The organism is Moraxella sp. ZY200743, from assembly GCF_050885545.1.
Classification (GTDB): domain Bacteria; phylum Pseudomonadota; class Gammaproteobacteria; order Pseudomonadales; family Moraxellaceae; genus Moraxella; species Moraxella haemolytica.
Map to the genome: position 1 here is coordinate 1,068,051 of NZ_CP091313.1, position 25,568 is coordinate 1,093,618.

Consider the following 25,568-nt stretch of genomic DNA (forward strand, 5'->3'; position numbering starts at 1 on the left):
AAAGTTTGTAAATAAATAAAAATTTTATATTTTTATCAATTGGTCTGGTATGCTGTACAAGAATGCGTATTTTGGCATAAAAAATGGTAAAATAAATAATGAATAATTCATTCCATAATTTTTTTTAAAATATAAAAATGATAAATTAGATTTATCATTAGCCTATGCTATAATAAAATCATTCATAACCCAGACCATGATCAATTCGGAGAGAACAATGGCAGGCACCAATTCACCAAAGACGCTTTATGATAAATTGTGGGACGACCATTTGGTCAAACAGCGTGATGATGGCTCATCGCTTATCTATATTGACCGCCAATTATTGCACGAGGTAACCAGTCCGCAGGCGTTTGAGGGCTTGGCTTTGGCAAATCGCACCCCTTGGAGATTGTCGGCGAATATTGCAACGCCTGACCATAATGTCCCTACCTCACCCAAAGAGCGTGCAGAGGGCATATCAGGCATTGAAGATGACATCTCTCGCATTCAAGTCAAAACGCTTGATGATAACTGTAGAGCTTTTAATGTCATGCAATTTGGCATTAATGATGAGCGTCAGGGCATTGTTCATGTGGTAGGACCAGAGCAGGGTCTGACCTTGCCTGGCATGACGGTGGTGTGTGGCGATAGCCATACTGCAACGCATGGAGCTTTGGGTTGTTTGGCACATGGTATTGGTACTAGTGAAGTTGAGCATGTGCTTGCCACCCAATGCTTGGTTGCCAAAAAAATGAAAAATATGCTTGTGCGTGTTGATGGTAAATTGGGCAAAGGTGTAACCCCTAAAGATGTGATTTTGGCAATTATTGGCAAGATTGGCACGGCGGGCGGAACAGGCTATGCGATTGAATTTGGCGGTCAGGTATTTCGTGATATGTCCATTGAGGGGCGTATGACTGTATGCAATATGGCGATTGAGGGCGGTGCTAGGGTTGGTCTTGTGGCAGTAGATGATAAGACGATAGACTATGTCAAAGGTCGTCCTTATGCCCCAACCGGCGAGAATTGGGAGCGTGCAGTGGCATATTGGCAGACCTTGCATTCTGATGATGACGCCCATTTTGATACAGTGGTGGTAATCAATGGCGATGAAATTGAACCACAAATCTCATGGGGGACTTCGCCTGAAATGGTCATTCCTGTATCTGCTAATGTGCCAATGCTTGATGACGCACGAGACGATGTCCAAAAAAGCGACTGGGCAAGAGCTTATCAATACATGGGGCTAACAGGCGGTCAATCTTTGAGTGATATTGCTCTTGACCGTGTATTTATTGGCTCTTGTACCAATTCTCGGATTGAAGATTTGCAAGAAGCTGCTAAAATTGTCAAAGGCAAAAAAGTCGCTCCCACGATTAAGCAAGCGATGGTAGTGGCAGGCTCTGGACTTGTCAAAAAACAAGCTGAAGAACAAGGCTTGGATAAAATCTTTATAGAGGCGGGGTTTGAGTGGCGACAGCCGGGCTGTTCAATGTGTCTTGCGATGAATGCTGATAAGCTACAAGCAGGCGAGCATTGTGCCAGCACATCTAACCGTAACTTTGAAGGTCGTCAAGGTAATGGCGGTCGTACGCACCTTGTTAGCCCTGCTATGGCAGCGGCAGCGGCAATTCATGGGCATTTTGTGGATGTCAGAACAGTTGCTTAATGCAGTTAGGCAGTTCATTATCACATGGACTGCCTTACCAAATATCGTCAAATTTTAAAAGGAGCTGAATATGAACGATTTATCTTTAAACCCTTATTTGGAAGTCCGCCAACCCGCCCAACCACAAGGCGAAATGGTATTAAAATGTGCCGACATTAGCGAAGGTAGCACGCTATCAAGCGACTATGTCGCCAATATTTGGGGCTACACAGGGGGCAATGTTAGCCCAGAACTAAAATGGGAAAATGCTCCAAGCGAAACCAAGAGTTTTGTGCTGACCATGTATGACCCAGACGCACCAACAGGCTCAGGGTTTTGGCATTGGAATGCGTTTAATATTCCTGCTGATTGGACTGAATTACCAAAAGGTCAATCTAATGATTTTGGCAATGGCGTTTTGGAATTAAAAAATGACGCAGGATTGGACGGCTTTATTGGGGCATTTCCCCCAAAAGGCGATAAACCGCACCGTTATATTTTTACCTTGTACGCCTTAAATGAAATGCTAGATTTACCAACCACGATTAGCCCTGCGGTATTGGGATTTAATTTAAATGGTAAAGTGTTGGCAACAGCAAGTTTGACGGCTTATTATAGCTGGTAAGTTTAAATTAAAAGATAAAATAAAAGTAATGTGCGTATCACGCACCACTGAAAGAAAAAACTCTTATGTGTGTAATACGCACCTTACAAAAAGGCAAAAATTATGAAACAATACACCAAACAAATCGGTATCGTCGCCCCCTTAGACCGTGCCAATGTGGATACGGATTTGATTATTCCTAAGCAGTTTTTAAAATCCATTAAACGCACAGGTTTTGGCGATAATTTATTTGATGAACTGCGTTATCTGGACGAAGGCTTTTTAGGTCAAGATATTTCTAAACGCCCAAAGAACCCTGACTTCGTATTAAACCAAGAGCGTTATCAAGGAGCAACGATTCTGTTGGCACGAGACAATTTTGGTTGTGGCTCTAGCCGTGAACACGCCCCTTGGGCATTAAATGAGTATGGTTTTCGCACCGTGATTGCTCCAAGTTTTGCCGATATTTTTTATAACAACTGCTTTAAAAATGGCATGCTCCCTGTGATTTTATCTGAGAGCGAAGTTGATGAATTATTTAAAGAATGTTTTGAAAATGTTGGCTATCAATTAACCGTAGATTTGGAACATCAAAAAGTCATTAGCCCAAGCGGTAAAGAATATGCCTTTGAAGTGGATGGCTTTCGCAAACACTGCCTATTAAATGGCTTAGATGATATTGGCTTGACCTTGCAAAATGCCGATGATATCAAGGCATTTGAAGAAAAAGCCCGTGCGGAGAGACCGTGGGTGTTTGCTGAATTAAACGCATAAAAGGGATAAAAAATGAGCCATTTTTCAGCAGTTGGATTTATTATTGAGTCAAATGATGACATTGGTGAAATTATTGAAAAAATTTTACCATATGCTGAACATCGTAGTACGCACGATAAGCTAAGTTATTTAAGTTATACCGACCCAAGTGGGGTGCAAATTTGGCTTTGTGGTAATAATGACAGCAGAGAAATCGTCAATGTATTTCCGTGCTTTTCACCAAAAACATCACAAATATTTGGTATGAATGCGGTTACTCCGATTGAACAAGGACAATTTGGCGATGGCATGGCTTGTGGCTGGCTTAATGTGAGCGAATATGATAAAGATGATGGTTGGTGTGACGGTATCTACCCATTAACTGTTGAACTGCCCAATTATTTGGATTATCAAGCCGATGACAAAATTCGCACCGCTTTTTTGACATTATTTGCTGAAGATGTTGATATTTTTGCTGATGTAGATGCTTTTAATGATTGGCAAAAACGAGATGATAATGAACTTGGTTTTAGTTCGGAATTTTTTTCGCCAAGCGGTATGTTTTCCGATGATGAACAGGACGAACCAACTGCTATTGTCTTAGCAGGACTTACTGTCATTGAAGCTGAAAAACGAACCAATACCATTACAAATCGTGAGTTTTATTGGTGTCGTGCTAGCACCTATGGCGGTGAGTATGAAGCTGTTTTTGACCTTGATATGTTTGATGATGTGCCAAAGTCAGGAAATGTGATTTTCGGTAATTATTGGCTGACAGGGCAATTTGAATAATCTTAAAAAGGAAAAAACTATGACAAAACACATCGCAATTTTAAACGGTGACGGTATCGGCCCTGAAATCATCGCCCAAGCTGTTAAGGTGCTTGATAAACTCATCGCTGACGGTTTGGATGTAAGCTATGAATACGCCTATTTGGGCGGTTCGGCATATGACAAATACGGCTCGCCTTATCCTACCCAAACTCAAGAGCTTGTGCGTAAAGCCGATGCGGTACTACTTGGAGCGGTAGGTAGTCCGCAATACGACAATTTGGACCGCCCACTTAGACCTGAAAGAGGGCTTTTGGCGATTCGTAAAGACTTAAATTTGTTTGCCAATTTGCGTCCTGCGATTCTTTACAAAGAATTAGCGAACGCTTCCACTTTAAAGTCTGAAATCGTATCAGGGCTAGATATTTTAATCGTGCGAGAGCTGACAGGCGATATTTATTTTGGTGAACCACGAGGTATTATTACCAACGATAAAGGTGAACGAGAGGGCTTTAATACGATGCGATATAGCGAGAGTGAGATTCGTCGCATTGCCAAAGTATCTTTTGAAGCTGCTCAAAAAAGAAATAAAAAACTGTGCAGTGTGGATAAGGCCAATGTACTAGAAACCACCGAACTGTGGAAACAGATTTTTACTGATATGGCAAAAGAATATCCAGAGGTTGAGTTGTCTCATATGTATGTGGATAATGCGGCAATGCAACTGGTCAAAAACCCTAAGCAGTTTGATGTTGTTGCTACAGGCAATATTTTTGGTGATATTTTATCCGACCAAGCGTCAATGCTGACAGGCTCCATTGGCATGCTACCGTCAGCAAGCCTTGATGAAAACGGCAAGGGGCTTTATGAACCAAGCCATGGCTCTGCTCCTGATATTGCAGGACAGGATAAGGCAAATCCGCTGGCGACCATTTTATCGCTTGCGATGCTTCTTCGCTATAGCTTGGGCGATGAAAGTCGTGCCAAGCAAGTGGAATGTGCGGTACAAAAAGTGTTGGCAGATGGCTATCGCACGGCAGATATCTATGAAGAGGGTACTAAATTGGTCAGCTGTAGCAAGATGGGGGAAGCGGTGCTAAATGCAATGTAAGTGCATTGCATGAAAGATAAGCAGAGATCAGGTGTCTCTGCTTTTTTATGATATTTTTTTATTTGCAAACTATTCTCATTATGTTATAATAAGTTTTCTTAGATGGAAAATATACCCATTAAATTTTCGGTATGCCGTCCGTTCCTGTCGGTATATTATATCATAAAGCAGTAGGCTAACATGAGTGATGTCAATTCTATCTCTAAAAATAACATCAAACTGATCGCCCTTGGGGTCGCACTTGCATTGCATGGTTTAGTGGCTGTGGGCTTGGCAAAAATGGAATTTCCTGAGCTAAAAACACTAAAAATCACGCCACCTATCAAGGTGGAAATTATTGAGCCTGTCAAAGAAGTCAAGATTGAACAAGTGCTAGATGAGGTTGTCCCCATGCTAAAACCCATCAAGCCCATCACCGCTCCAAAAGTTGAAAAAAATCCTGATCCACGACCACCAGCTCCCAAGCCGAAAGCTGAGCCAGTCAAAGAACAGCCCCAGTTAAAACCCCCACCAAGTGAGCCACGCAAACAACAAGAGCCACAATTAGATCCGCAAGAAGTCAATCGCCAAGCGGAAATTTTAGCAAAGCAACAGGCTGAAGCACAAGCAAGATGGGAGGCTCAACAAAGAGCCGAAGCGGAAAGACAAAGACTAGAAAAGGCTGCCGCCGAAGCAGCACGACAAAAAGCAGAGGCGGAAGCGAAAGCTAGAGCCGAAGCAGATGCTCGTGCAAAAGCTGAAGCAGACGCCAAAGCAAGGGCAGAGGCTGAAGCTGCTGCAAAAGCAAACAACGCATCCAATCATGCCAGTAATCAAATTGGTCGTGGTACAGGCACTCAAATTGGTGATATCACCATTTCTGCCGCTAAAGCGAATGCCAGTTGGCGACGCAAGCCAAATTTTTCCAATGTTGAAGTGAGTGAGAATGCTAAAGTTGGCACCATATCATTTACCGTTCATCTAAAAATTGATGAAAAGGGCAGAATCATCAGTGCCACAGGGGTAAATACTGGCCTGGGTAAGAATGTTGATAGGCAGATTATCAAAGCTATTAGAGCAGCATCTTTTAATCCCTTTAAAGATGAGCGGGGTAATCCAGCTCGAGGTACGGCAGTTTTACCGATGAGCTTTAATATTCGTTAGTTTAATAAAAATTTAGATTTTTATGAGGAAGTTTTATGGATTTTGCATTTTATTGGGGTCATACTGACGCCGTTAGTAAGGCTTTATTCTTCATCTTATTTGCCCTATCTATCATCTCGTGGGTAGCAGGCATTGTGCGTGTTGTACAGTCATCTCGACTGGGCAAACACATTGGCGATGATCTAAGACAGTCCGTCTTGTCAAGTGCGGATGTGGTTGGTTTGGAATTTAGCCAAAGAAAAATGGTTGTTGAGCAAAAATTATTGCAAAAAATTGCCAACTATCGTTTTGAGATGGAAAAAGGTCTACCGATTTTAGGTACGACTGCTGCTATCGCACCATTCATTGGTTTGTTTGGTACGGTTTGGGGTATCTTTCATGCTCTACATAGCATCGCTAAAAGTGGACAAGCTGGCTTAGCACAGGTGGCAGGACCGGTGGGCGAAGCACTGATTATGACAGGTTTGGGCTTGGCGGTTGCTATCCCTGCGGTACTATTTTACAATATTGCCACTCGCATGAACCGCCGTGCCATTCATGTTGCTAATGATACCGCACATCAAATCTTGGCAGAAACCGCCAAATAAGGAGTAAGCGATGGCTTTTGAACTGGGAGACAGCGACAATCAAGGCATGAGTGAAATGAATCTTATTCCACTCATTGACATCATGCTCGTACTCATGATTATCTTTTTGGTAACGGCAACGGTTCTAAATCCGACTGTACCACTAGATCTGCCAAAGACCACTGCTACCGTCAATGAACAACCACCCCAAGTACTACAAATTAGTATTGATAGTCATGGTGATATCTACTGGGACAGTGAGAAAATTAGCCTTGCTGAGCTGGAACAACGCTTTGGGAATGAAGTCGCTAAGGGCGATGACCCACAAGTGCATCTGCGTGCTGACCGTGAAGGCAAATACGATATGGTTGCACAAGTATTGGCAACGGCAAGTAGTGCAGGACTATCTAAAATTGCTTTTGTGAGTGAGTGATTCTAAATAAAAAATAAGCCTTGATGACAGGCTTATTTTTTTACAAAGATTTTGCCGATAAAGAAAAGTTGTTCATTCAACCATCATCACACCAAGCTCTTTTAGTTTTTGTTGCCATGTATGATGATGGCTATTTTGAGCATCATCAATACCTGCTAAGCGAACCACTAAGCCTGTCTGTGCCAATGCCATAATCCGTCTTACCATGCCACGGTCGGGCAAAATATGCACATCAATGATAAGATAAATGAAAGCATTGGCTTGTTTGGTGGTGTTGATGGCAAGCATTAAGCTATTTTTATCGTTAATTACTCCAAATTCATGGCAGATATTCACAGGTTCTGTTGTGTTAATGGCATCATTCATGGGGTATTCTAGCGTTGCTAAGATGAATGATTTATCATGCACATCAATGATGGGCTGGCTACTTAGTGTGTCTGGGCGATGATCATCTTGATCAATGATATGCTGACTAAATTGACGAATTAAATTGGCATAATAATAAGACTTGATATCAATCGTAAAATAAGTAGCAGATTTCACCACGCATACCACATAACCCATCAATCTAGGCAAGATACCATATAAAACGATACATAGCATGGTAAGCCAAGCAAACCGAGCGTTCTGTTCGCTTTTGGGCATATCCGCACTGGGTAAATCAAAACCAAAAACAGTAGGCAAGGCCCCAAACAAATTCATGAACTTGGCAAAATGTATGTCGGTCAATAAGGTAGATTCCCATATAAAGTCATAACGACGAAATAAGAATAAACACAGCAATGCCACTAATGTTCCAAACAAAGACGACAGCCAAGCTTGATGTATGATTTTGCCTATATACCATCTTTTGATGGGGCGATGAATGTCGGATTGCAGAGCGAATGCGTGTTCAAGAACAGTGGGGTTGTCAGGATTGATGAGTTGGTACAGCAATGGTTTTTTTAGAGTAAGTTGTTCATAAACCACCATAAAAAAAGACTCATCATCTCGTCTAAATAGGCTGTATAGCCACCAAAGCATTGATAAAGTATGCCAGCCTAGTACTGCCAGTACCACATAAAAGAAATTCACCACCTGTGAGCCAAGCAATCCAAAAACACCGACAAACCCAAGCAAAAAACATCCCATACTAAGCAGTTGCGATGAGCCTTTGATGAGTTTTTTGGACTGGGTTAGTGTGCTTGCAATTTTACCATTACTGTCAATCCTGTATGCTCTGGTTAGGATTTTGTCAAGGGGTGTACCAGTATCTGTTTTGATGGCGTCTGTGATGGTCTTTGGATTTTGAGCAAAAATAAAACGGTTTTCTTCAAGTCGGCGTACCAATTCGGTATGCTCGTGGTTTGGGGCGTGTGTCATAACATCACCTGATTAAAGTGGCGTTGGAGAGATGATTTAAGATGATTAAAAGCAATTGTCTGGTAAATAATGACTCAATCAAGCGTCATGAGTCATGTTCTAATGATTGTAACTGCTCGGTTAATTGTGCTAACTTTGTCCGTATTTCGTCATTATCATGTATAGATAACTGCTTATTGAGTTTTTTAATCTGAGTTCTAAGTTTGGCAGCAACGATGGTGTTTTTTGCTGTGATTGGGTCAATGTTTGGCGTGGTGGTGTGATTGTGGGTGGTGCTTAGGACATTTGCCATCGCTGACTCGACAGTACTGACCACAGGTTTTGCACCTTGCTTAATGGTGGCTTCAACACGGTTTAAATGCTGATGGTAGCGTTGTCGGAGATGATTTTGCTCTTGGGTGCGAGCCGTATCATCAAGTGTGCGTACATGTGCAACCAAATCAATGCAGTCCACAGGGCATGGAATCAGACATAATTCGCAACCTGTACAAAGCTCGGTAATGATACTGTGCATGTGTTTGGCTGTGCCGATGATGGCATCAACAGGGCAGGCAGGAATACACTTAGTGCAACCAATACAGTCTGCTTCTTGTATGACGGCACGCATCTCACTGGGTCGGTTTGTCTTGGGGTCGGTTTGCCATTTGCTTGGTGTGGCAGTCATGGGTAGAACACCCAAAATCTGTGTGATACCATCAGTAACCACCTGACCACCTGGTACGCATAAATTTGGTGGTTCTTGATTCATGATGACACCGTGAGCATAAGGCAGGCAACCATCGTGATGCCCACATTGCCCACATTGGGTTTGTGGCAAGATGGCATCTATCTGTGCGATGGCGATGCGTTTGTTCTTGTCAATCTCATCTAGGGTTAATGGTGAGAATAGTACAGGAAGGTTGTCTAATCGGTCAGTAGCGATGCTCATATTTTATCAAATTCAAATGGCGGATAAAGATTCGTCAATGCGAACGACTGCTTGAATAAGCTCGTAAGCTATCGTGCCTTTACTGGGTATTTTTGGCAAATGCTTGATATCAAAAAACTGTGCATCAGCCAGTTCATCCTCCTGTAGGTGAATGTTACCACTTTGATAATCAGCAATAAAGCCAAGCATTAGATTGCTTGGATAAGGCCATGGCTGACTACTTAGATATCTGGCATTCGTGATACATAGTCCAACTTCCTCTTGCACTTCACGAACTACCGCCGCCTCTAGCGACTCGCCTGCCTCTATAAAGCCTGCAATCAGACCATACATGCCTGTATCTTTGTGGTGATGATGATGAGCAAGTAGTATCTGGCGACAATGGGTATCAGGACAAACACGAGTAATGGCGACGATGACACAGGGTTGTACTCGTGGATAGGCTCTATGATGACAATGGCGACAGACCATGGCGTGTTCGTACTGATGAACATGGGTGGGTTTGCCGCAGCGAGAACAAAAACGGTGGTCGCTTTGCCATAAGATCAGCTGTATGGCACGGCTAATGGTTTGTGCCATTAATGTATCTAGCATACCTACGATATGACGATAGCTCAAAAACTGTAGGGACTTATGCTTGGCATGAACGCAGATATTGCCGTGCATACTGATGAGCTTGGCATTAAGAGCGTCATCTTTTGAGATGGCAAATGGATGGATATCTAGGCTACTACTGGTAGGCTTGTTACCATGAATCTCGCCAAATGCTAAGGATATCATCTGATCATGAAATGGTCCAACAAAAAGCACAGGATAGCTTTGCTCATCACACAGTACGCTGTCTTTGTCAATCACAAAGTAACGAACAGTCATGATAGCACCGATTCACGCCACGCTTGGTCGGCAGACTCATCGCTGACTGATGCTTTAAGCATGGTTGCAAATTCTGCCAAGCTAGAAAAGCCCGATGCAGCGGTTAGACCAGAGCCATCGTCATCTGTATATTCCATGTGCATGGCAATTTGTCCGCCTGTCATGGCAAGATAAACTTCTGCTAAAATCTCAGAGTCTAATAAAGCTCCGTGGAAAGTACGATCTTGTTTACCGACATCTAAACGACGCACGAGTGCATCAAGAGAGTTTTTTTGACCAGGGTAGAGTTCTTTGGCGATGGCAAGCGAGTCGGTTACTTTGACACGCTCGTGAAAATCGCTCAGTCCCACTTTGGCAAATTCCATGTTCAAAAACCGCATATCAAATGGTGCGTTATGTGCTATGATTTCGCTATCCACCATGAATTCATAAATGGCATGAGCCACATCAGCAAACTTTGGTTTATCCACCAAAAATTCATTGGCGATACCATGCACTCGAATGACCTCTTCATCCATTACTTTGTCAGGGTTGATATAGACATGTAGTTTGTTGCCAGTAAAACGGCGACCAACCATCTCAACAATACCCACCTCAACAATGCGGTCGCCACTTCGGTCATCAAAACCTGTGGTTTCTGTATCCATAATCAGTTGTCGGTTGCTGACACCACGATTGACAGGTTTTGGTAATATTGCCCAAAAGTCCGGATTAACCCTGCGGGTATTGCCATCATAATTGGGATTTTGGTTGTCATCTGGGCTGATGGTAAAGCCAAGCGATACAGATGATCTGTCGTCTGCATTGTCTGCTATATGAGTGTTTTTTTGACCGACAGTTGAGTCATTGTCGTTGTTATTATTTTGATTGTCATTACCATCGTGAGCAATGAATGACTCGCCTGCACCCAGAACGCCTTGATTGGCAAGTGTGTCTGCCATCTCATTGCCTGCATGACCTGCATGACCTTTAATCCATTGCCAATCAATGCTACGACCTTGTGTTAATTGATCAAGCTCCTGCCAAAGCTCAACATTTAGCACGGGCTTTTTATCAGCTTTTTTCCAGCCGTTATTTTTCCAGTTAAAAATCCATTTGGTAATACCGTCTTTGACATAGCCAGAATCTGTCCAAATCTGAATGGGCATCTTAAAGGGTGTGCGCTTTAGGGCAACAATTGCCGCCATTAGCTCCATGCGGTTATTCGTTGCGTCGCTCTCTCCGCCCCATATATTTAGTATATCGCCATTAGGGTATAAAATGTGTGCCCCAAAGCCACCCACTGATGCACCTTGCTTGCCATTACCCTTACAAGCCCCATCTGTATATGCAACAATAAAATCTTTCATAAACCACCACCAAAGATAAATGATGCGTCATTATAAATCATCATGCTTGTTTTGTCATTTTAAAGGCAGGGCTAAAGGTAAAAATTCGTAGATTTGTGCAGTTTTTTATGACAAATTTGTTATAATAAGGTCTTATCATTCGCCTAATTATAAAGTTTTAATCAACCAGTAATCTGCCATGACCGAATTATCTCACCGCTTTGAACGCCAGTTTCGCACTGATGCTATTTTTGCCCCAAAAGGCACTACGCCCATTTTTACTACTCGTCCCTTATTTCTTGAAATTGGTGCAGGCAAGGGAAAACACGCCTTATCGTTTGCCAAACAAAATCCTGATAAACATATTATCGCCATCGAACGCACTCAAGAGAAGTTTTTGGCATTCAAAAAACAAGCGGATGGTGAAAATCTGGATAATCTGACTGCCGTACATGCCGATGCCATTACTTATACCGCACATCATATCCTGCCCAATTCTTTAGATGGCGTATTCATCTTATACCCCAATCCAGAACCTGCCAACAAAAATCAGCGTTGGCTGAATATGCCATTTTTTGAGTTTTTGGTATCACGACTAAAAGCAGGGGCAACCATTACAATCGCCAGTAACATTGGTGAATACATTGACGAAGCACAAAAACTACTTGATGAAGTGTGGCTACTGCCTTATGAACGATGTGTGATTAAGAGTGATTCTGTTCGTACACATTTTGAAATTAAGTACCTAGCACGGGGTGAAGTTTGTCAAGAATTGACCATCTTAAAGCCCAACTACTACCAAACTCGTTTTGATGATGCTGATGGCCAAAAAAGCAATCAAGCCATACAAGCAGACCATGATGCATAATCATACGCCCATTGTTGCCATCATTGGGGCAGGGGCATCAGGGCTTATGGCAGCAGAAATACTTTCGGCATCAGGCATTAGTGTGCAGGTCTATGAACAGATGCCAACAGCTGGTAGAAAGCTACTCATGGCGGGCAAAACAGGGCTCAACATCTCGCACAGTGAGCCACTTGATGAGTTCATCACTCGTTATAGCGATGTGCGTATCGGTAACTGGGTGCGTCAGTTTCATGCTAATGACATTCAAGCGTGGATGAGTGGACTTGGTATTGACAGTTATATTGGCTCAAGCGGACGAATTTTCCCTACGCAAATGAAAGCGTCAGCACTACTAAGAGCGTGGTTGCACCGTCTAGATGAACAGGGTGTGCGCATCTACTATCGACATCGTTGTACTGACATTCATGATGACATGGCAACTTTTAGCATACATGATAAAGATGGTCAGCCGATAGGAGTAATTAGTCGGTCTTTTGATATTATTATCTTGGCGTGCGGTGGTGGCTCATATGCTCGCTTGGGTAATGATGGGGCGTGGCAAGCGTGGTTTGGTCAAGATGAGCTAACCCCTCTTTATGCTAGCAATGTTGGCATAGAGCGTACATGGTCGCCTTTTATGCACAGCCACTTTGGGCAGGCATTAAAGCGAGTAAGGGCAAGTGTTGGTAAGCATACAGATTATGGCGATATCATCATCAGTCATTATGGCATGGAAAGCGGTGTTATCTATAAACTTAATCGCTCCATGAAAGATGAACTAGACACGCAAGGAAAAATCTGCCTAACGCTTGATTTGTTGCCTGATAAGTCGTCCCAATTCATTACCAAAGTCTTTACGCAAATCAAAAAACAATCTTTAAATAACCTGTGTCGAAAAATAGGGCTTGACCCCATTAAAACCGCTTTATTAAGAGAATGCACCAACAAAAACGATTGGTCAGATTTTCAAAAAATGGCTAGTTTTATCAAGGCATTACCAATTTATTTTGACGGCTTTCGTCCTATAGATGAAGCGATTAGCACAGGTGGTGGGGTGAAATTATCAGCATTAAATCACACCCTGCAATCACGACACAATCCACACCTATTCGTAGTAGGAGAGATGGTAGATTGGGATGCACCTACAGGTGGTTATCTATTAACTGCTTGTCTTGCCATGGGTCGAGCGGTAGGGCATCATATAGCTACCTTATTGAATAAAAATACCAAAACATAGCCCAATAACAGCAATGATTGACTGGTGCTATGGTATGGGCGGCTTTGATGAAAAATAAATCTTACGCCATTGGCTTTCGCCCAAAAATTTAGTGCGAAAAACGCCAATTTTTGTGCACAATCTGCTACAATACCAACAGATTCATGATGAATGATGGCGATTTTAGCTGTCTACTTGCTTATCTATAGGAATTTTTTATGAAGCGTCTTGCTAATTTTTGTGCAGGTCCTGCATCAATGCCGACCACTGTTCTCCAAAAAGCCCAAGCCGAACTGTTAGATTGGCGTGGCACAGGAACTTCTGTGATGGAGATTAGCCATAGAAGTGCTGATTATATTGAGATTGCCACCAAAGCTGAGCAAGACTTGCGTAAGCTGATGGGTATTGGCGATGATTATGCGGTGCTGTTTTTGCAGGGTGGGGCGGCATTGCAGTTTTCAGCCATACCACTAAATCTACTCAATGGCGGTACGGCAGACCATCTGATTACAGGTAGTTGGTCACAAAAGGCGTATACAGAAGCCAAACGCTACGAATCTCTTGGACTTGGTAAAATCAATCTGGTTGCCCAAGGCGATGGTACTGATGTGCCAAGCATGGATACTTGGCAGCTGTCCGATAAGGCGACATATTTTCACTATTGCCCAAATGAGACCATTCATGGCGTTCAGATATTTGAGACACCAAAAGTAGATGTTCCTATTGTGGCAGATTTTTCATCTTGTATTTTATCCACACCCATTGATGTTAATGACTTTGGCGTGATTTATGCAGGAGCTCAAAAGAATATCGGTCCTGCAGGGCTAACCTTAGTGATTATTCGCAAAGACCTGATGGAACAAGCATCTGCATGGTGTCCAAACATCATGAACTACAAAAATCAATTTGACAATGACAGTATGTTAAATACGCCATCAACTTATGCATGGTATCTGTCAGGTTTGGTATTTGAGTGGTTATTGGATAATGGTGGGGTAGATGCCATTGCCAAGATCAATCGTAAAAAAGCTGACTTGCTTTATCGCACCATTGATGAGAGCGATTTTTATGCCAACAAGGTCAATCCGCAGTATCGCTCCATCATGAATGTGCCGTTTCAGCTGGCGGATGCAGCCTTAGATAAGCTGTTTTTGGAAGAAAGTAAAAAAGCAGGACTACTAAACCTAAAAGGTCATCGTGTTGTTGGCGGTATGCGTGCTAGTATTTACAATGCCATCACCTTAGAGCAGGTGCAGGCACTGGTGGCATTTATGAAAGACTTTGAGCAAAAACACGCTTAATGCACATCATTACCAAAACCAAAGGTATGTGATCAAAGCCAAAACAGGAAGAAATATGCTTGCCATTACCGCCCTAAAAGCATTTAGCGATAACTATATCTGGGTAATCAGTCAGGACAATCAAGCCATCATCGTTGATCCAGGTGAAGCTACGCCTGTCATCAAACACTTGGCTCAATATCAGCTCAACCCCATCGCCATACTCATCACGCACCACCATGATGACCACATCGGTGGTGTATCAGCCATTCAAGATGTCTATCCAGACATACAGATTATTGCTCATCGTGAGCATGGTCTTGATGGGATATTTGTGGATGAGAGCGACAGATTTGAGTTGCTTGGGGCAGAGTTTACTACATGGCGAACAGCAGGGCATACCGATACGCACCTTTCTTATCTGTGCCAAGCAGATGATAAGTTGCTTGTATTTTGTGGCGATACTTTGTTTAGTGGTGGCTGTGGTCGTGTGTTTACAGGAACGATTAAAGAACTTTATGATAGCATGACTCGCTTTAATCAACTACCGACAGATACACTGTTTTATCCTGCTCATGAATACACACTTGCTAATTTAAGATTTGGTCTGTCAGTATGTACTGATGAATATAAAGATGATATTGCTCACGCCATCAATCTTACCCAAGAAAAGCTGGCACAAGGACAGCCATCACTGCCAACCACGCTTGAGCAGGAAAGACGCATCAATGTCTTTTTGCACACCCATCATGACAATCTTTATGACAGCATTGGTAAAAATCACTCCCAAAAAGACCACTCGGCTTTGGCGGTCTTTACTGCCTTGCGTGAACTAAAAAACAATTTTAGTGGTTGATATTGATTCATGAGTATCGTCTCTCTTACCGCCTTATCTTTTGGCATGTCTATGGATGCGTTTGCCAGTGCAATCGCCAAAGGAGCGACCGATCGTCAGACAACCTTGGTGCAGGCGTTTAAGGCAGGTCTTGTTTTTGGTGTGATTGAAGGTGTTGCCCCTATTATCGGCTGGTTGATTGGTGGCGTTGCCAGTCAATGGTTGTCTTACATTGACCACTGGATCGCTTTTGGTTTATTGCTTTTTCTGGGACTGCGTTTTATTCATGAGGCCGCCACCAAAACACATACACATCATCACACCACCAAGACAAATAAAGGCACTCAAGACAACTTTGGGCTGATGCTAATCACTGCCATTGCTACCAGTATTGACTCTTTGGTTGTGGGTGTGTCGTTGGCATTTTTAAAAGCGAATATATTGTTGGCGGCGACCCTTATTGGTATTGCCACGACCATCATGGCAACTCTTGGGGTGTATCTGGGCAACTGCTTGGGATTTCGCTTTGGTAGGGTGGCGATGTTTATTGGTGGACTGGTGTTGCTTGGTATTGGTAGCACGATTTTATATAGCCATTTAACAACGCATATATGATATATCGCTAAGCTGTTTTATTATTCCTAACTGTTTTTATCCAACCCTAGCCATATGGAAAAATTAGCAAAATCATGCTATGATGGTGGGTTGATGTGGATTTCATATTCACTAAGCATTCTACTTTTATTACATATTGACAAAACCTAATGCGACATATTCCAAAAACCCCCCAAGAAGCCCGCCATGCCCCAAGAAAACGCTTTGGGCAGAACTTTTTGCATGATACCAGTGTCATTCAGCAAATCGTTGCTAGCATCCGCTTGTCTTGTCAGGATAATTTACTAGAAATCGGTCCAGGACTTGGAGCATTAACCGAGCCACTATTGGCGGAAGTGAATGGCATGACGGTCATTGAGCTTGACCGTGATTTGGCAGCTCAGCTCAAAATCAACATTGGTGCAAATAGCCATGCTGATTTTACCATCATCAATGATAACGCCATGCACATTGACTATCGAGCATTGGCAAAACAGATTGGCAAAGGGGAATTTCGTGTTGTGGGCAATCTGCCTTATAACATTTCAACACCGATTTTGTTTAGACTGCTTGAATTTAGTGATGTCATCACGGATATGCACTTTATGCTCCAAAAAGAAGTGGTGGACCGTATCACCGCCGAGCCTAATAGCAAAGAGTATGGGCGATTGTCCGTCATCATGCAATACTGCTGCACAGCAGATTATCTATTGACCGTGCCAAAAGGGGCGTTTAATCCACCACCAAAAGTAACTTCGGCGGTATTTCGTCTAACGCCATTTAAGCAAAAACCTTATACCGCTCAAGATGAGGCATTGTTTGCCATCATTGTTCGTGAAACTTTTAATCATCGTAGAAAAACTTTAAGAGCTATTTTTAAGTCTGTATCTTTGTTGCCTACCTTAGAAGAAGCCGATTTTCAAGATATCGGCATCAGCCCACAAGCACGCCCAGAGTCGCTGTCGGTGGCTGATTTTGTGCGTCTGTCTGATTTGGCAGCTCAAAAGATGGCAACCTTAAAAGAGTAAGGTGGTTCATGACGCATCAAGCATACCAAACTTATCGTCATCAGTATGTCATCGGTGACCTTCAGGGGTGTTTTGGGGTATTTTTAAGCCTACTTAGACAGATAGACTTTGATGAAACCAAAGATAAAATCTGGCTAGCAGGCGATATTGTGGCTAGAGGCGAGGATTCGTTATCTACCCTAAGAGAGGCTAAGCGACTTTCTGACATTGGGGCATTGACTACCGTACTTGGTAATCACGATATCACACTTATTGCAGTGTGGCGTGGCATCATGCCACCCAAGCCAAAAGATAAAACAGCCCCCATCTTTGATGCACCTGATTGTGATGAGTTATTAAACTGGTTGCGCACACAACCACTGCTTGTCTTTCCTAGTGATGAGACGGTGCTGACCCATGCAGGCATACCGCCTAACTGGTCCATTGATGAGGCTAATTCATACGCCAAAGAGCTTCAAACTGCTTTAAGTGGCGATTTGTCAAGCCTAGATAAGCTACTACCAAAACTATACAGCAAAAAAATTGAGCCTTGGCATGATGACATAAAAGGGGCAAAACGCCTAAGACTCATCGCTAATTATCTAACCAGAATGCGTCTTTGTGATAAAAATGGTGTACTTGAATTTGGCTTTAAAGAAGGTTTGCTGGACAAAATGCCGGCTGGATATCGTCCTTGGTTTCTTTGGCACGCCCCAAGAAAAAGAAGGGTGTTATTTGGTCATTGGGCGGCACTGCAAGCAAAAGTTGCCAGTGATGATGTACGATCGCTTGATGGTGGCTGTGTATGGGGTGGTGATTTGGTGGCTTACCGTTTGTCAGATGGTGCTGTTATTCGGCTACAAGCGATGGATATTTAAGTATTACACCAGAAGCGTTCTAAAAAATATTCCAACCGTTCAGTATAAAAAATGACATAAAAAAGACCTTGCAAGAAGGTCTTTTTTATTAAGCAATTAAGCTTGTAGTGCTTTGATTGCTTTGTTTAGACGGCTCTTATGACGAGCTGCTTTATTCTTGTGAATAACGCCTTTGTCAGCCATACGGTCAATCACAGGAACAGCTTTTTTATATGCTTCGGTAGCTAATTCGTATGATTTTGCTTCAATGGCTGCGTTCACACGCTTGATGAAAGTACGCACCATTGAACGCTGAGAAGCTAGTTGTTGGCGGCGCTTGGTATTTTGACGAGCGCGTTTACGAGCTTGGGCTGAGTTTGCCATGTTGTATCCTTGAGATAAAATGTTAAGGTGAAATTTAAATATGCTAAGCGTGATAACTCTGGCAGCCACCGAATTATCATTTTTCAAAAGCTCTTATAATAAAAGCCCCTAAAATAGACACGATGCCTAACATAATAAAGCATGATTTTATCAAAATCTATAAAAATACTCAATAAAAATCAATACTTATCTGAGGATTGGTATATTTTACGGCATTTTTGGGGTATTTGGCAAGACTTTTACATGGGGATAAATATAAATTAAGTCATTTTATGTTAAAATGGGTTGATTGGTGTGTTTTTTTGGTTTTATGAAAAGAAAAGCAATTTTAATTGGCAGTTCAAATCAGGTCGGTCAGGTACTCATGCAAGAGCTTGGGGCATTGTATGATACTTTGATTGTCATCACTCGAACACAGCCTTATAGCATCAGAGAAAACACACACATTTATCATGTGCAAAACTTTGATTCTTTATCCAGCATTATTGCCAGTATACCGATTGGTGCTGATACTGATGCGTTTAGCTGTCTTGATATGGATAAAAAAGACGCTGTCAGCTTTGATGAATTTTATCAAGTGAATGTCTTGTTTAATCTGGATTTTGCCAAAAGCTGTTTGGATAAAGGCGTTGCCCGAATGTTTTATTTATCGCAAGCAGGTGTTCATACCCCCAACAAAGACCCAAAGCTCACCGCCAAAGCCGATGTTGAACAACGCTTACAATCACTGGGCTTTGATAAACTTGTGGTCTTTCGTCCGCATAAACTTACCTTGCCAAAAAACAAACTCTCCTTAAAGAATGCAAAAAACTTCAGTTTAAGTGCAGGCTTAGCCCTTGGCTTAAATCTTGCTAAAAATACCGTTAAAAGACTAGAGAGTCTTGTCTTGTTGGATAAACAAACTCCCCTTAGTCCCAAACGAGTCGCCACTGCAATGTCTTTGATAGCATATCGCCTACATCAAGACAATAAGTACCATAAGCACTCATCTCATTTTTGGTATTTAGCCATGATGATATTCATGACTTGACTAAGATGGATAGACACTAGTGCTGTTTTGATGATTTTGTGAGTAATCAACACTGTAATTCTGGGCTTTTTTGTGTTATTTTTTGTGCGTTTATGATAAAATAGACGCTTGATTTTAAAACGAAAAAAGGGTTTTTTATGACCGATAGCGTAACCCCCGTTGGGATTGTTGATGAGTTAAAGCAATCCTACCTTGACTATGCGATGAGTGTCATCGTCTCTCGTGCCTTACCCGATGTACGAGATGGCTTAAAGCCTGTACACCGCCGTGTCATGTACGCCATGCACGAGCTGTCTAATGACTATAATAAACCTTACAAAAAATCTGCTCGTGTCGTGGGCGATGTTATCGGTAAATATCACCCGCATGGCGATACTGCTGTGTATGATGCGATTGTGCGTCTTGCTCAGCCATTTTCTATGCGTTATATGATGGTAGATGGGCAAGGTAACTTTGGTTCGGTAGATGGTGATCCGCCTGCCGCCATGCGTTATACCGAAGTGCGTATGCAAAAGCTGACCCACCAAATGCTTGCTGATCTTGACAAGGATACAGTGGACTGGGAAGATAACTATGATGGCTCTGAAAGAATGCCGTCTGTATTGCCCGCTCGTGTGCCAAACTTGCTTGTCAATGGGGCAACAGGTATTGCAGTAGGTATGGCGACCAACATGGCACCGCACAACCTAACCGAAGTGGTGAATGCTTGCCTTGCTTATGCTGATAACCCCATGATTGAAAAAGATGAGTTGGCTAGCCATATTAGCGGTCCTGATTTTCCTACAGGTGGCATCATCTATGGGCGTAGTGGTATCCGTGATGCCTACATGACAGGCAAGGGACGACTGCATATTCGTGGTCGTTATGTCATTGAAAATATGGAAGGGAACTCAAAAGACCGTGAACGCATTGTTTTTACCGAGATTCCTTATCAAGTCAATAAAGCCAAACTCATCGAGCAAATCGCTCAGCTGGTCAATGATAAAAAACTAGACGGCATCACAGGGGTGCGTGATGAATCTGATAAAGAAGGTATGCGGATTGCCATTGATCTAAGGCGTGGTGAAAATGCTGAAGTTGTGGTCAATAATCTGTTTTTACAAACACCCCTAGAATCTAGTTTTAGCATCAATATGGTCGCTCTTGACAATGGGCAGCCACGCTTGATGACCTTGCATAACTTGATAGCAAGCTTCATTCGTCATCGCCAAGAGGTTGTTACCCGCCGTACCATTTTTGAGTTAAATAAAGCCAAAGCTCGTGGGCATCTGCTTGAGGGCTTAACCATTGCCCTTGCCAATATTGATGATATTATTGAAACCATCAAAAAGTCTGCCAATCGTAGCGAGGCTCGTGAGAACTTGCTTGGGCGGATTTGGCAATCAGGTGGTGTGGTCGCCATGCTACAAGCAGCAGGGGCAACATCGGTTCGTCCAGACATCATTGAAGGCGAGGACTTAAACGCACCATTTGGGCTAATCAATAACGATAAAGAATATCGCCTATCGCCTGACCAAGTCAATGCCATCTTGGATATGCAACTTCACCGTTTAACAGGCTTGGAGCAGGATAAGCTATCTAAAGAATACCAAGAGATTTTGGGTGAGATTGCTCGTTTGCAGATGATTTTGGCAGATTTTGACAAATTGATGGGCGTGATTAAGGCAGAGCTGATTCAAATCCGTGATGATTTTGGCGATGAACGAAAAACTGATATTGTGGACGCACGAGCTGATTTTAGCCGTGAGGATTTAATCCCAGAACAGACGGTTGTGATGACTGTATCACGCACAGGCTACGCCAAAACCCAGCCAATTGGCGACTACCAAGCCCAAAAGCGTGGCGGTAAGGGTAAATCAGCCACTGCCATGAAAGAAGATGATGTGATTGATCATTTGCTTGTTACTAGCACCCATGCTCATATTTTATGCTTTACTAATACAGGGCGTGTGTTTGGCTTGCGTGGCTTTGAGGTGCCGATTGCTTCTCGTGGCTCAAAGGGAAGACCGCTTGTTAATCTTATCAACATAGAGTCTGATGAGAGCGTAACTGCCATTTTGCCTGTGGAGAGCCTTGCTGATGATGGCAAGTTTGTGTTTTTTGCCACCGCAAGCGGTACAGTCAAGCGTGTGGCATTATCGCAATTTGCTAATTTGCGTGCCAATGGGCTACGAGCCATTGATCTGGTGGATGGCGATACCTTAATTGGGGTGGCAATCACAGACGGCGAACAAGAGATCATGCTGTTCTCTAACGAAGGTAAGGCAATTCGCTTTAAAGAGTCTGTCATTCGTGCCATGGGGCGTACCGCTAAGGGCGTTCGAGGCCTTCGTGTCAATTTGCTTGCCAATCTTGGCGTAGCAGGTTTAGATGACGATGAACCTACAGATGACGATACAGATGATACCAATGACGATAGTGTGGTATCCATCAGTCGTGTGGTGTCGTTGGTGGTTGCACCACAAGCAGGCGAGATTTTGACAGCGTGTGAGAACGGCTATGGCAAACGCACGCCCATTGAAGATTATCCAACCAAAGGGCGCGGCGGTCAAGGTGTAATCGCCATCAAGACATCAGAGCGTAACGGTCAGCTTGTTAAGGCTGTGGCGGTAACTGGCGATGAAGACGTTATTTTGATTTCTGATAAAGGCACGCTCGTTCGCACACCGGTCGCCCAAATCGCTACCGCAGGGCGTAATGCACAAGGCGTTCGTCTCATTCGCATCGGCGAGAGTGAAACGCTTGTGGGGCTTGCGTGTGTGGAGCACGAAGAGCCAAGCGATGATGAGCTAAGCGAAAGTAGTGATGATGGCGAAGTGGTGGAGATTGATCAAGACGGTCAGTAACTAGCAAGGCAAAAAAGGCGGATTGATGTTCGCCTTTTTTGTTTGCAATTTTGTTTTCAACACCATTAACCATAGGGTGTATTAACAACCAACTGTTTGAGTGTTTGCTTTATTTTGAGTATCTTTGGTGGTATATGTATTTTGAAAACAACCAATCAGTAACTAATCAACTACAACAACCTACACAATAACCTTAAATTAAGAGGTATTATGCTGACTTTGCATCATCTAAACCATTCTCGCTCTTTTCGTATTTTGTGGCTACTGTGTGAATTACAGGCGGTATATCATACGCCATTTAATATCATCGTTCATGAACGCAATAAAAATTTTCTTGCACCCAAACAGATGCGAAAAATTCACCCTATGGGTAAAGCACCCATATTGGCGGATGAGGCTCGTCAAAAAACTTTGGTGGAATCAGGTTTCATCATTGAGTATCTTTTGAAATATTATGACAATGATTGTCATTTTTTGCCCAATGAGGAGGCATGGGAAGACTATGCCTTTTGGCTACATTTTGGTGAAAGCTCAATGATGCCACCTTTGGTGATGGATTTGGTGATGACTAAAGTAGCCACCAAATCCCCTGTATTGATACGCCCTGTTGCCAAAGCGATTGCCAATAAAATCAAGCACTTGATGATTAAAGACAGTATCTATGACTGCTTTTCTTTGTTAAATCATCATCTGGCAGATAAAGATTGGGTGGCTCATCGTTTTACAGGAGCGGATATTCAGGTGTATTTTGCCGTTAAAGCCCTACAAAGTCGTGGCGGTTTGGTTCAATTTCAGCACTTACAAGACTACCTAAGACGCTGTGAAAGTCGCTGTGCTTATCAAAGGGCGGTGGAGCAGGGTGGGGAGCTATTCAGCTAATAAAAATGACAATAAAGAGTGGGTTATTTCTCGTTATTTGATGTGCCATACAACCTAATGTTTGATAAAATATTCAACAAGGTGAAACAGATTTTTTATCCAAAGCTGTAGCAAGTTTGTCTTTTTGTATTTTATCCCATTGGTTTAGTGCTAGCAGACGGCGTTTATGAATTTCAGATAAGATGATGTGCTTGCTTTGTTCATGTTGCTTTTTAAAAGTTTCCATGAGCATCTGACTTAATAGCTCGTTGGCAAGAGCGGTAATGCCGTCGTGCGACTGCTCGCCCATTTGCCTAAAGAACTCTGCCCAATGATTTGCTAACAGCTCTCTGGTATCTGCTGATAAACTCGCCATGATAAAGTGTGCCTGCTCATTGATGGCGTGCATATCAGTGGTGGGGATAAGGGGGCGAATAATGTCTCTTTGCGACAGTTTGACAAGATTCATAATAATATCGGTTAGTTCCGTCAATGTATCATCGCCCAGACTTCGCCAAGTGGGTAGGGGTGGTAGATGTAGCTGATGCTGTTCAAGTCTATCAATAAAATCCACATGCACATCAATCACGCCTGCTTGTGTCAAAATATGTGTCAATGGATCATCTGCTACAATGTGTGGTGCGTATAGTAGGCATAGGTATAGCAGTAGATTATCATTGGTAGAATGCTGATAATTGGCCTTATCAATAGATTGTCTTTCGCCTGTTTTTTTTGCCCCCAATCTTTGATAAATGTCGTTGTTTAGCCACCATTTAAAACTTGACCCCTTAGGGAATTTGGCAGTCAGCTCTTTTAAAGTTGCCATGGCGGCAGCTTTATTTTCAGGATACCTTACATCGTAGCGACTACTTAGCACACCAAATACATAATCAGAAGTGCTCATCGCCCCATCAATCTCATCTTTCATGGCATCAGCACCATGTGCTTTGATATAGGTATCTGGGTCGTGATTGTCAGGCAAGGTTAAAAATTTGAGCTGTTTGCCGTCAGCAAGTACAGGGGCTGCCACTTCTAAGGCACGCCAAGCGGCACGCTGTCCTGCACCATCGCCATCAAAGCACATGGTTAGTGTATCGTTGTATTTGAGTAGGCTTGCGATTTGACCTTCGTTGGCGGCTGTTCCCATCGGTGCAACCGCACCATAGATGCCTGCTTGATGCAAGGCGATGACATCCATGTAACCTTCAACCATGATATAATTGTTTGCTCGAGCCTGACGAGCTTCGTATAGACCGTACAACACAAACTGCTTTTGAAAAACAGGCGATTCTGATGAATTGATGTATTTTGGCATCTCATCACCAAGCGAACGCCCTGCAAAACCTACCACTCGTCCTTGCTTATCCTTAATGGGAAATATCACTCTGTCTCGTAATAGGTTAAAATCTCGCCCTTTTTGGGAGGTGCGAACCAAACCAAGCAGTCTTAATCCTTCAATATCATGCGGAAAATTTTCTTCTAAGTGTTGCCAGCCTGAGGGTGCGTAGCCCAGTTCAAATGTGGCAATGGTCTCATGACTTAGCCCTCGAGAGGCAAAATATGCCATTGCTGATGGTGTATTGTGCAGTTGGTGCTGATAATAACGACAGATATTGCCTAGCAGAATGTATAAGTCGCCTTGTTCATCTGTTTCTTGTGGTGTATTAAGGCTTTGATGGGCTTGGTATGGGTCATATTGCTCATACATTGCATGAAGTTCTTGCCCATCATGCCAAGCGAATTCATCATCACGATGAGATAAATCATGTATACCTAATGCCTGCTCATGGGGTTGGCTAGGCAAGATTGCCATACTGCCACTGGGCATTGGCAAAGCAGAAGGGGTTTGGGTTGGTTTTTTGTTGGTTTTTTTATATTTGATGGATTGGTCAAAAGCCTCATCTTTGGGTAAATCAATGCCAGTCTGTTCAGACAAAGCATTGACTGCCTCCATGAAGCTCATGCGTTCAAACTCTTTTAAAAAAGTAACAGGGTTGCCCTTAGCACCGCAACCAAAGCAATAATACAGGTTGGATTCAGGGTTTACATAAAATGATGGTGTTTTTTCGCCATGAAAAGGGCAACAGCCCTTGAACTCACGCCCTGCAGGTTTTAGGGTTGTATGACGGCGTATCATGCCCACAAGGTCGGCTTGACTGTTGATTTGCTCAATAATAGACTCTGGAATACGCATACACCACCTAAAATGACAATCAATCCCATAGTTGCTATGGGATTGATATGATTTATCTAGCCATATTTGACCATTTTTGCTTGCCTGTTTATTTGCAAGGTTTAAGCGTGAATGGGTG

24 protein-coding genes are annotated in these 25,568 nt (G+C 42.9%); 18 read left to right on the plus strand and 6 right to left on the minus strand.

The genetic code is table 11. The features are described 5' to 3' along the window. Positions 1-217 precede the first annotated feature (217 nt). From leuC to L3D27_RS05265, 8 genes are all read left to right on the plus strand, one after another. Entirely contained in the window at positions 218-1,651 is a 1,434-nt protein-coding gene (gene leuC, locus L3D27_RS05230) for a 3-isopropylmalate dehydratase large subunit (protein ID WP_284674462.1), read from the plus strand. 70 nt (positions 1,652-1,721) lie between these two features. Continuing rightward, positions 1,722-2,255, plus strand: a complete 534-nt coding sequence (locus L3D27_RS05235; protein WP_432481808.1) for a YbhB/YbcL family Raf kinase inhibitor-like protein — start codon at positions 1,722-1,724, stop codon at positions 2,253-2,255. A gap of 102 nt (positions 2,256-2,357) precedes the next feature. Further along, positions 2,358-3,008, plus strand: coding sequence for a 3-isopropylmalate dehydratase small subunit (leuD, locus tag L3D27_RS05240; protein WP_432481809.1), 651 nt, complete (start codon positions 2,358-2,360; stop codon positions 3,006-3,008). Between the two features lie 12 nt (positions 3,009-3,020). Continuing rightward, positions 3,021-3,779 carry a hypothetical protein gene (locus L3D27_RS05245; RefSeq protein WP_432481811.1) on the plus strand — a complete coding sequence of 253 codons (759 nt, stop codon included), beginning with the start codon at positions 3,021-3,023 and terminating at the stop codon, positions 3,777-3,779. Positions 3,780-3,798: 19 nt separating this feature from the next. Beyond that, complete coding sequence (gene leuB / locus L3D27_RS05250; protein ID WP_432481812.1) at positions 3,799-4,869, plus strand: 3-isopropylmalate dehydrogenase; 1,071 nt, start codon at positions 3,799-3,801, stop codon at positions 4,867-4,869. A gap of 180 nt (positions 4,870-5,049) precedes the next feature. Then, on the plus strand, positions 5,050-6,012 hold the full coding sequence (locus tag L3D27_RS05255; RefSeq protein ID WP_373627301.1) for a hypothetical protein: 963 nt from the start codon (positions 5,050-5,052) through the stop codon (positions 6,010-6,012). Positions 6,013-6,047: 35 nt separating this feature from the next. Further along, positions 6,048-6,599, plus strand: coding sequence for a MotA/TolQ/ExbB proton channel family protein (locus L3D27_RS05260; RefSeq protein ID WP_432481813.1), 552 nt, complete (start codon positions 6,048-6,050; stop codon positions 6,597-6,599). A 10-nt stretch (positions 6,600-6,609) separates the two neighbouring features. Beyond that, positions 6,610-7,011: an ExbD/TolR family protein gene (locus L3D27_RS05265; protein WP_284674469.1), complete on the plus strand. Its 402-nt coding sequence runs from the start codon at positions 6,610-6,612 to the stop codon at positions 7,009-7,011. A 72-nt stretch (positions 7,012-7,083) separates the two neighbouring features. Here the strand turns inward: L3D27_RS05265 and L3D27_RS05270 are convergent, their stop codons facing one another. The 4 genes from L3D27_RS05270 to dnaQ form a co-directional block, all read right to left on the minus strand. Further along, positions 7,084-8,373: a DUF2868 domain-containing protein gene (locus L3D27_RS05270; protein WP_432481814.1), complete on the minus strand. Its 1,290-nt coding sequence runs from the start codon at positions 8,371-8,373 to the stop codon at positions 7,084-7,086. Between the two features lie 85 nt (positions 8,374-8,458). Then, positions 8,459-9,301 carry an RnfABCDGE type electron transport complex subunit B gene (locus L3D27_RS05275; RefSeq protein ID WP_284674471.1) on the minus strand — a complete coding sequence of 281 codons (843 nt, stop codon included), beginning with the start codon at positions 9,299-9,301 and terminating at the stop codon, positions 8,459-8,461. Positions 9,302-9,313: 12 nt separating this feature from the next. Further along, positions 9,314-10,174: an NAD(+) diphosphatase gene (gene nudC / locus L3D27_RS05280; RefSeq protein ID WP_432481815.1), complete on the minus strand. Its 861-nt coding sequence runs from the start codon at positions 10,172-10,174 to the stop codon at positions 9,314-9,316. Continuing rightward, a complete protein-coding gene (dnaQ, locus tag L3D27_RS05285) occupies positions 10,171-11,523 on the minus strand; it encodes a DNA polymerase III subunit epsilon (RefSeq protein ID WP_432481816.1) in 1,353 nt (450 codons plus the stop codon). The genes nudC and dnaQ overlap by 4 nt, the downstream gene beginning before the upstream one ends. Before the next feature lie 178 nt (positions 11,524-11,701). Here dnaQ and L3D27_RS05290 point away from each other — a divergent pair, with 178 nt between their 5' ends. The 7 genes from L3D27_RS05290 to L3D27_RS05320 all read left to right on the plus strand — a co-directional run bounded on the left by L3D27_RS05290 (position 11,702) and on the right by L3D27_RS05320 (position 18,159). Beyond that, complete coding sequence (locus L3D27_RS05290; protein WP_432481817.1) at positions 11,702-12,370, plus strand: SAM-dependent methyltransferase; 669 nt, start codon at positions 11,702-11,704, stop codon at positions 12,368-12,370. Then, entirely contained in the window at positions 12,360-13,586 is a 1,227-nt protein-coding gene (locus L3D27_RS05295; protein ID WP_432481818.1) for a TIGR03862 family flavoprotein, read from the plus strand. The genes L3D27_RS05290 and L3D27_RS05295 overlap by 11 nt, the downstream gene beginning before the upstream one ends. 197 nt (positions 13,587-13,783) lie before the next feature. Next, positions 13,784-14,866 carry a 3-phosphoserine/phosphohydroxythreonine transaminase gene (gene serC / locus L3D27_RS05300; protein WP_432481819.1) on the plus strand — a complete coding sequence of 361 codons (1,083 nt, stop codon included), beginning with the start codon at positions 13,784-13,786 and terminating at the stop codon, positions 14,864-14,866. A 55-nt stretch (positions 14,867-14,921) separates the two neighbouring features. Continuing rightward, entirely contained in the window at positions 14,922-15,701 is a 780-nt protein-coding gene (gene gloB, locus L3D27_RS05305) for a hydroxyacylglutathione hydrolase (protein ID WP_284674477.1), read from the plus strand. 9 nt (positions 15,702-15,710) lie between these two features. Beyond that, positions 15,711-16,295: a manganese efflux pump MntP gene (locus tag L3D27_RS05310; protein WP_284674478.1), complete on the plus strand. Its 585-nt coding sequence runs from the start codon at positions 15,711-15,713 to the stop codon at positions 16,293-16,295. A gap of 149 nt (positions 16,296-16,444) precedes the next feature. Beyond that, positions 16,445-17,302 carry a 16S rRNA (adenine(1518)-N(6)/adenine(1519)-N(6))-dimethyltransferase RsmA gene (gene rsmA / locus L3D27_RS05315; RefSeq protein WP_432481820.1) on the plus strand — a complete coding sequence of 286 codons (858 nt, stop codon included), beginning with the start codon at positions 16,445-16,447 and terminating at the stop codon, positions 17,300-17,302. 8 nt (positions 17,303-17,310) lie between these two features. After that, entirely contained in the window at positions 17,311-18,159 is an 849-nt protein-coding gene (locus L3D27_RS05320) for a symmetrical bis(5'-nucleosyl)-tetraphosphatase (RefSeq protein ID WP_432481821.1), read from the plus strand. A 96-nt stretch (positions 18,160-18,255) separates the two neighbouring features. Here L3D27_RS05320 and rpsT read toward each other — a convergent pair whose 3' ends face one another. Further along, the gene (rpsT, locus tag L3D27_RS05325; protein ID WP_284674481.1) at positions 18,256-18,522 is read right to left on the minus strand and encodes a 30S ribosomal protein S20; all 267 of its coding nucleotides are present in this window, start codon (positions 18,520-18,522) and stop codon (positions 18,256-18,258) included. A 310-nt stretch (positions 18,523-18,832) separates the two neighbouring features. On the opposite strand from rpsT, the gene L3D27_RS05330 reads away from it, so the two are divergent. From L3D27_RS05330 to L3D27_RS05340, 3 genes are all read left to right on the plus strand, one after another. Beyond that, complete coding sequence (locus L3D27_RS05330) at positions 18,833-19,552, plus strand: NAD-dependent epimerase/dehydratase family protein (RefSeq protein WP_432481822.1); 720 nt, start codon at positions 18,833-18,835, stop codon at positions 19,550-19,552. Positions 19,553-19,689: 137 nt separating this feature from the next. Further along, positions 19,690-22,398, plus strand: a complete 2,709-nt coding sequence (gyrA, locus tag L3D27_RS05335) for a DNA gyrase subunit A (protein ID WP_432481823.1) — start codon at positions 19,690-19,692, stop codon at positions 22,396-22,398. Positions 22,399-22,608: 210 nt separating this feature from the next. Continuing rightward, positions 22,609-23,277, plus strand: coding sequence for a glutathione S-transferase (locus L3D27_RS05340; RefSeq protein ID WP_432481824.1), 669 nt, complete (start codon positions 22,609-22,611; stop codon positions 23,275-23,277). 73 nt (positions 23,278-23,350) lie between these two features. On the opposite strand, the gene L3D27_RS05345 is transcribed toward L3D27_RS05340, so the two are convergent. Beyond that, a complete protein-coding gene (locus L3D27_RS05345) occupies positions 23,351-25,450 on the minus strand; it encodes a DNA primase (RefSeq protein WP_432481825.1) in 2,100 nt (699 codons plus the stop codon). Between the last annotated feature and the right edge of the window lie 118 nt (positions 25,451-25,568).